Here is a 7710-nt window from a genome sequence, read left to right on the forward strand (position 1 = left end):
CATGAACGCATTACTGCAACTCAAAGGGATCGATAAAGCGTTCCCGGGCGTAAAAGCGCTATCCGGCGCTGCGCTGAATGTCTATCCAGGCCGCGTAATGGCGCTGGTGGGCGAAAACGGCGCGGGCAAATCCACCATGATGAAAGTGCTGACCGGGATCTACACCCGTGATGCTGGCTCTTTATTGTGGCTGGGGAAAGAGACCACCTTTAACGGCCCAAAATCCTCTCAGGAAGCCGGAATCGGTATCATCCACCAGGAACTGAACCTGATCCCGCAACTCACTATCGCTGAGAACATTTTTCTTGGCCGTGAGTTTGTGAATCGCTTTGGCAAAATTGACTGGAAGAAGATGTATGCCGAAGCCGATCTGTTGCTCGCCAAACTCAATCTACGCTTTAAAAGCGACAGGCTGGTCGGTGAGCTGTCGATTGGCGATCAGCAAATGGTCGAAATTGCTAAAGTGCTGAGCTTTGAATCGAAGGTCATCATTATGGATGAGCCGACGGATGCGCTCACCGATACCGAAACCGAATCTCTGTTCCGAGTTATCCGCGAGCTGAAATCGCAGGGGCGCGGCATTGTCTATATCTCCCACCGTATGAAAGAGATCTTCGAAATCTGTGATGACGTGACCGTCTTCCGTGACGGGCAGTTTATTGCCGAGCGTGAAGTCGCAACGCTGACTGAAGACTCGCTGATTGAAATGATGGTGGGACGTAAGCTGGAAGATCAGTACCCGCGTCTGGAAAAAGCGCCGGGTGATATCCGTCTGAAGGTCGATAATCTGTGCGGCCCTGGGGTAAATGATGTTTCGTTCACGCTGCGTAAAGGCGAGATCCTTGGCGTATCGGGGCTGATGGGCGCCGGACGTACCGAACTGATGAAAGTGTTGTATGGCGCATTGCCGCGCACCAGCGGCTACGTCACGCTTGATGGGCATGAAGTTGTCACCCGTTCGCCACAAGATGGCCTTGCAAACGGCATCGTCTATATTTCTGAAGACCGTAAACGTGATGGCTTAGTGCTGGGCATGTCGGTGAAAGAGAACATGTCACTGACCGCGCTGCGCTATTTCAGCCGCGCCGGTGGAAGCCTGAAGCATAAAGATGAGCAGCAGGCGGTAGGTGATTTTATTCGTCTGTTCAATGTTAAAACGCCATCGATGGAACAGGCTATCGGCCTGCTCTCAGGCGGTAATCAGCAGAAAGTGGCCATTGCGCGCGGTCTGATGACCCGACCAAAAGTCCTGATCCTCGATGAGCCAACGCGAGGCGTCGACGTTGGGGCTAAGAAAGAAATTTATCAGCTTATCAACCAGTTTAAGGCCGATGGGCTGAGCATCATTCTGGTCTCCTCTGAGATGCCAGAAGTATTGGGCATGAGCGATCGTATTATCGTTATGCATGAAGGGCATCTCGGCGGTGAATTCTCTCGCGAGCAGGCCACTCAGGAAGTATTAATGGCTGCCGCTGTGGGCAAGCTTAATCGCGTGAATCAGGAGTAAAAAAGATGACTACCCAGGCTGTTTCTGGTCGCCGTTATTTCACTAAAGCATGGCTTCTGGAGCAAAAGTCGCTCATCGCTCTGTTAGTGCTGATCGCGATTGTTTCCACCATGAGCCCCAACTTTTTTACCGTTAATAACCTGTTCAACATTCTCCAGCAAACGTCGGTAAACGCCATCATGGCCGTCGGCATGACGCTGGTCATCCTGACGTCGGGTATCGATCTGTCCGTCGGTTCCTTGCTGGCGCTTACCGGTGCGGTTGCAGCGTCCATTGTCGGTATTGAAGTCAATGCGCTGGTAGCCGTTGCCGCTGCTCTGGCGCTCGGCGCTGCCATTGGCGCAGTAACCGGGGTCATTGTCGCGAAAGGCCGCGTGCAGGCGTTTATCGCCACGCTGGTGATGATGCTGCTACTGCGTGGTGTGACCATGGTGTACACCAACGGCAGTCCGGTAAATACCGGGTTTACTGACAATGCCGATCTGTTTGGTTGGTTTGGTATTGGTCGTCCGTTAGGCGTCCCTACGCCTGTGTGGATCATGGGGATTGTCTTCCTGGCGGCGTGGTACATGCTGCATCATACGCGTCTGGGTCGTTATATCTACGCGTTGGGCGGTAACGAAGCGGCGACGCGTTTGTCCGGTATCAGCGTGAGTAAAATCAAAATTATCGTTTACTCCCTGTGCGGTCTGCTGGCATCGCTGGCGGGTATCATTGAAGTGGCTCGCCTCTCCTCTGCGCAGCCGACGGCAGGTACTGGCTATGAGCTGGATGCTATCGCTGCGGTGGTGTTAGGCGGTACCAGCCTGGCGGGCGGTAAAGGACGTATTGTTGGGACGCTGATCGGCGCATTGATTCTTGGTTTCCTCAATAATGGTTTGAATTTGTTAGGTGTATCCTCCTATTACCAGATGATCGTCAAAGCGGTGGTGATTTTGCTGGCGGTACTGGTAGACAACAAAAAGCAGTAACAACGATTACAGGACATCTTAAATATGAACATGAAAAAACTGGCTACCCTGGTTTCTGCTGTTGCGCTGAGCGCCACCGTGAGCGCGAATGCGATGGCGAAAGATACCATTGCGCTGGTGGTCTCCACCCTCAATAACCCGTTCTTTGTGTCGCTGAAGGATGGCGCGCAAAAAGAGGCGGATAAACTGGGCTATAACCTGGTGATTCTGGATTCACAGAACAACCCGGCGAAAGAGCTGGCTAACGTTCAGGACTTAACGGTTCGTGGAACTAAAATTCTGCTGATTAACCCGACTGACTCTGATGCCGTGGGTAACGCCGTGAAGATGGCTAACCAGGCGAAAATTCCGGTTATTACCCTGGATCGTCAGGCTACAAAAGGTGATGTGGTGAGCCACATTGCGTCTGATAACGTGCTGGGCGGTAAAATTGCGGGTGATTACATAGCGAAGAAAGCAGGTGAAGGCGCGAAGGTTATCGAACTGCAGGGGATTGCCGGTACTTCAGCGGCGCGTGAGCGTGGTGAAGGTTTCCAGCAGGCTGTTGCGGCACACAAATTTAACGTACTGGCCAGCCAGCCGGCAGATTTCGACCGCACCAAAGGTCTGAACGTCATGCAGAACCTGCTGACCGCACATCCTGACGTGCAGGCCGTATTTGCCCAGAACGATGAAATGGCGCTGGGTGCGCTGCGCGCACTGCAAACCGCGGGTAAATCTGATGTGATGGTGGTTGGATTTGACGGCACTCCAGATGGCGAAAAAGCAGTAAATGATGGCAAACTGGCTGCGACCATTGCTCAGTTACCGGATCAGATCGGCGCGAAAGGCGTGGAAACTGCGGATAAGGTTCTGAAAGGCGAGAAGGTTCAGGCTAAATATCCGGTTGATCTGAAGCTGGTCATCAAGCAGTAATACCGATTCAGGTCGCTCGCGGCCTGATGGAGACATAAATACGCCATCCCTGGACCTGGTTCTGAGGATGAAAGCGTAAAAAGAAAAGCAGGGCACGCGCCACCCTAACCCGGTGGCGCACTTTACTGGACACTCCGAACATGAAAACCGCAGGCAACCTCGTCGTTCTTGGCAGCATCAATGCCGATCACATCCTCAACCTTAAATCTTTCCCAACGCCTGGTGAAACCGTAACCGGTAGCCATTATCAGGTCGCATTTGGCGGAAAAGGCGCTAATCAGGCTGTTGCTGCGGGTCGTAGTGGCGCGAACATCGCGTTCATTGCCTGTACGGGGGATGACGATATTGGCGAAAGTGTGCGTAAACAGTTGGCCAAAGATAATATCGATATTGCGCCGATCAGCGTCATTTCGGGGGAATCGACCGGTGTGGCACTGATTTTTGTTAATGGTGATGGCGAGAACGTCATTGGCATTCACGCCGGTGCAAACGCAGCCCTTTCTCCTGCGCTGGTGGAAGCACAGCGCGATCGCATTGCGCAGGCCTCCGCCTTACTGATGCAGTTAGAGTCGCCGATCGAAAGCGTGCTGGCTGCGGCAAAAATTGCCCAGCAAAATAAGACCACGGTCGCCCTTAACCCGGCTCCGGCGCGTGAACTTTCTGACGAGCTGTTGGCGCTGGTGGATATTATTACCCCGAATGAAACCGAGGCTGAGAAGCTGACGGGGATCCGGGTAGAAAACGATGAAGATGCGGCCAAAGCAGCGCAGGCATTACACGCGAAAGGGATCCATACTGTACTGATTACTTTAGGTAGTCGCGGAGTGTGGGCCAGCGTGAATGGTGAAGGTCATCGAGTGCCTGGTTTTAAAGTGGACGCCGTTGATACCATCGCTGCCGGAGATACCTTTAACGGCGCATTAATTACAGCGTTACTGGAAGAGATACCGCTGCCTGAAGCGATCCGTTTTGCCCATGCAGCTGCGGCGATTGCGGTCACCCGTAAAGGTGCGCAGCCTTCCGTTCCATGGCGCGAAGAAATAGAAGCGTTTTTAAGTCAACAGAGGTAACGCTTGGCTACAATGAAGGACGTCGCCCGCCTGGCGGGTGTTTCTACGTCGACGGTTTCTCACGTCATCAATAAAGATCGCTTTGTCAGTGAGTCTGTCACTGACAAAGTTGAAGCGGCAATTAAAGAGCTTAACTACGCGCCTTCCGCGCTGGCGCGTAGTCTCAAGTTAAACCAGACCCGCACCATTGGCATGTTAATCACTGCCAGTACCAATCCTTTTTATTCCGAACTGGTTCGCGGCGTTGAACGTAGCTGTTTTGAACGCGGCTACAGCCTGGTGTTATGCAATACCGAAGGCGATGAACAGCGCATGAACCGCAATCTGGAAACGTTGATGCAAAAAAGGGTGGATGGCTTGCTGCTGCTCTGCACGGAAACGCATCAGCCTTCCAGAGAGATTATGCAACGCTATCCTTCTATCCCTACCGTGATGATGGACTGGTCGCCCTTTGATGGTGAAAGCGATTTGATTCAGGATAACTCCCTGTTAGGCGGGGACTTAGCCACTCAGCATCTTATCGATAAAGGTTTTACCCGCATTGCCTGTATTACCGGGCCGCTGGATAAAACACCGGCGCGTTTACGTCTGGAAGGATATCGGGCGGCCATGAAGCGAGCGGGCTTGCCGGTCCCGGAAGGTTACGAGATCACTGGTGACTTTGAGTTCGGTGGTGGTTTTGAAGCTATGCAAACGTTGTTATCACATAAACAGCGACCGCAGGCCGTTTTCACCGGGAACGACGCAATGGCCGTCGGCGCGTATCAGGCATTGTATCAGTCAGGATTGCGCATTCCGCAGGATATGGCGGTGGTGGGTTATGATGATATCGAACTGGCACGCTATATGACGCCGCCGCTGACGACCATCCATCAACCCAAAGATGAATTGGGCGAACTGGCCATCGATGTGTTAATCCACCGGATGGCGCAGCCCGCATTGCAGCAACAACGCCTGCAACTTACTCCTGTTTTGATGGCGCGGGGGTCGGTTTAGGCTTGTGCCGATCTTTGATCAGATTACGTCCATCTTTGGCTTTTAGCAGCATAAACATCAGCGCAGAGACAATAGTGATCGCGCCCATGGTTATGAAGGTGTAATGGAACTGTTCAACCGTATTGGTACCTTCCATGCCTTCATAGATACGCAGGACGGCGGCGCTGATAGCGACCCCTAAACTGATCGACAGTTGCTGCGTAACGGCCAGCACGCTGTTACCGCTGCTGGCGTTCTCATCGGTCAGGTCCGCCAGAGTGATGGTATTCATTGAGGTAAACTGGGTGGACATCGCCATACCTAAAATAAACAACGGTAGGATCAGCATCCAGACCGGCATGGCAGGAGATTGCAAAGCGAATTGCGCAATCATCAGGCCGATAAACACCGTAACACCCACCAGTGTCTTTCTGTAGCCAAGTCGGCGTAGTACCTGTGTCACCATTGATTTTGCCAGTATTGATCCCAGCGCCGTTGGCGCCATCATGCAACCAGCAATTAGCGCCGGATATCCAAAGCCTACCTGCAGCATCAGCGGCATTAAGAACGGCACACATCCTGTACCCAGACGCGTGGCAAGGTTTCCAGCGATCCCGACGGAAAAGGTTCTGGTCTTAAATATTGGAAGCGATATAAGCGGCGTTGGGTGACGACGCGCGTGACGAATGTAGGCAAGCAGCAACAGAATACTGGTCACAATAATGCTGAGTGCGACCCAGGTAGCGACAAGCTTCTCACCAAACAGCTCAACACCACTGGAAAACAACACCAGACTCAGGCCAAAGAGGAAGAAACCTGTCATATCAAAGCCGCGGCGCGGCGTGGTGAAGTTCGGCATATATTTGCGTGCATAGAAGATACCCGCCACGCCAATGGGAATATTAATCAGGAAGATCCAGTGCCAACTGGCCCACGTGACCAGAACACCGCCCAATACCGGACCTAAAATTGGGCCCACAAGACCCGGCATGGTCACGAAGTTAAGCACTGGGAGTAGTTCGCTGCGTGGGTAAGCTCGCAATAAAGCCAGACGGGCAACAGGCATCATCATCGCGCCGCCGATGCCCTGGATGACGCGGAAAACTACCAGTTCACTTAAGGAACTGGATAGCGCGCAGGCCAGCGATCCCAGCGTAAACAGGCTTACGGCAATCATAAAGACGCGTCGGGTACCGAACCTGTCTGCCAGCCATCCACTCACCGGGATCAGCATGGCGACCGTCAGGGTATAACTGATAATAGCCGACTGCATGGCGAGTGGAGAGCGGTTAAGGCTGTGCGCTATTGCGGGTAAAGCGGTATTGAGGATAGTGGCGTCTAATGCCTGCATAAAAAAGGCCATGGCTGCTATCCATGGCAGCCCGGCCATACTGCGAGATTTCTTTTCTGACATATATTATTTATCCGGTAGCACGTTTGGTGCTATCAGCAATGCCTGACAGGCGGTGAAGGCGCGATCGCCATCGCTATCCTCTATCGCATCGACAATAGCCTGGTGCAAATCCAGCTTCACCACATCGTTATAGGTAATAGAGGTAAAGTAAGTCTGGTAGACGGAATGGAACAGTGATGCAAAGGAGATAAGGAACGGATTCGCACTCATTTCATAGATGTGCTCATGCCAGGCGATATCAACTTCTATCCAACGGTCGCGCCGGAAATTTCTTTTCAGCTCGACCATCTCTTCCATCAGTGTATTGAGATGCGCTTTCTGTTCTGCCGTCCCGATAGTCGCCGCCAGCAAACAGGCTTGTGGCTCCAGGCTGATACGCATCACCAGAAAATGTTTTATGACCTGAGGGAAATTATCTTCCGTCATCCACCAGGTAAGCAGCTCCTGGTCGAGGAAGTTCCAGTTTGCCTGAGGCATGACGCGAGTGCCAATACGCGGGCGTGGTAATACCATACCTTTTGCCGTTAACGTTTTTACCGCTTCTCTTACTGCGGTACGACTCACGCCAAACTGATCGCCCAGCTCTATTTCACCGGGCAGGATAGCGCCCGGTGCGTATTCACCTTTTAATATTCGCTGGGCCAACTTTTCGGCCAGAACGTAGGACAGATTCTTCTGTGCGGCTAGCTGTTGGGCATTTAAAGGCATGAATGTTATTCCTTACTCTTTTTCTTATTCATTAGTATGCCACCAGGAAGTGTGATTGCGGCTGCAAAAACGGCAAATTGCTTATTTTATGGCATGTTAATGGTGTTTTTGGTGAAAAAATACGCACTCGGAAAGTTATTTTAAATTTCC

Annotated in this window: 7 protein-coding genes; 5 read left to right on the forward strand and 2 right to left on the reverse strand. The window is 52.3% G+C overall.

Annotated elements, in window-relative coordinates; genetic code table 11:
* Nucleotide 1 precedes the first annotated feature (1 nt).
* From rbsA to rbsR, 5 genes are all read left to right on the forward strand, one after another.
* Nucleotides 2-1507 (forward strand): ribose ABC transporter ATP-binding protein RbsA, encoded by a 1506-nt coding sequence (gene rbsA / locus FDW96_RS15015; RefSeq protein ID WP_079226197.1) that lies wholly within the window; start codon nt 2-4, stop codon nt 1505-1507.
* A 5-nt stretch (nt 1508-1512) separates the two neighbouring features.
* The gene (gene rbsC / locus FDW96_RS15020) at nt 1513-2478 is read left to right on the forward strand and encodes a ribose ABC transporter permease (protein ID WP_003023762.1); all 966 of its coding nucleotides are present in this window, start codon (nt 1513-1515) and stop codon (nt 2476-2478) included.
* A gap of 24 nt (nt 2479-2502) precedes the next feature.
* Complete coding sequence (gene rbsB / locus FDW96_RS15025) at nt 2503-3393, forward strand: ribose ABC transporter substrate-binding protein RbsB (RefSeq protein ID WP_006687780.1); 891 nt, start codon at nt 2503-2505, stop codon at nt 3391-3393.
* A gap of 140 nt (nt 3394-3533) precedes the next feature.
* Entirely contained in the window at nt 3534-4463 is a 930-nt protein-coding gene (gene rbsK, locus FDW96_RS15030) for a ribokinase (protein ID WP_079225763.1), read from the forward strand.
* A 3-nt stretch (nt 4464-4466) separates the two neighbouring features.
* On the forward strand, nt 4467-5459 hold the full coding sequence (rbsR, locus tag FDW96_RS15035) for a ribose operon transcriptional repressor RbsR (protein ID WP_087857265.1): 993 nt from the start codon (nt 4467-4469) through the stop codon (nt 5457-5459).
* Here the strand turns inward: rbsR and mdtD are convergent.
* Together mdtD and FDW96_RS15045 are read right to left on the reverse strand one after the other, a co-directional pair.
* The gene (mdtD, locus tag FDW96_RS15040; RefSeq protein WP_137365898.1) at nt 5425-6852 is read right to left on the reverse strand and encodes a multidrug transporter subunit MdtD; all 1428 of its coding nucleotides are present in this window, start codon (nt 6850-6852) and stop codon (nt 5425-5427) included. The genes rbsR and mdtD overlap by 35 nt on opposite strands.
* Nucleotides 6853-6855: 3 nt before the next feature.
* Nucleotides 6856-7560 carry a FadR/GntR family transcriptional regulator gene (locus FDW96_RS15045; RefSeq protein WP_042311382.1) on the reverse strand — a complete coding sequence of 235 codons (705 nt, stop codon included), beginning with the start codon at nt 7558-7560 and terminating at the stop codon, nt 6856-6858.
* Nucleotides 7561-7710 lie beyond the last annotated feature (150 nt).

Source organism: Citrobacter sp. TBCS-15, from assembly GCF_005280815.1.
Lineage (GTDB): Bacteria > Pseudomonadota > Gammaproteobacteria > Enterobacterales > Enterobacteriaceae > Citrobacter > Citrobacter werkmanii.

What these genes read in the sequence shown, in the direction of transcription:
- rbsK (WP_079225763.1), top strand. Translation starts at nt 3,534, where the DNA reads ATGAAAACCGCAGGCAACCTCGTCGTTCTTGGCAGCATCAATGCCGAT.
- FDW96_RS15045 (WP_042311382.1), bottom strand. Translation starts at nt 7,560, where the DNA reads ATGCCTTTAAATGCCCAACAGCTAGCCGCACAGAAGAATCTGTCCTAC.
- rbsB (WP_006687780.1), top strand. Translation starts at nt 2,503, where the DNA reads ATGAACATGAAAAAACTGGCTACCCTGGTTTCTGCTGTTGCGCTGAGC.
- rbsC (WP_003023762.1), top strand. Translation starts at nt 1,513, where the DNA reads ATGACTACCCAGGCTGTTTCTGGTCGCCGTTATTTCACTAAAGCATGG.
- mdtD (WP_137365898.1), bottom strand. Translation starts at nt 6,852, where the DNA reads ATGTCAGAAAAGAAATCTCGCAGTATGGCCGGGCTGCCATGGATAGCA.
- rbsA (WP_079226197.1), top strand. Translation starts at nt 2, where the DNA reads ATGAACGCATTACTGCAACTCAAAGGGATCGATAAAGCGTTCCCGGGC.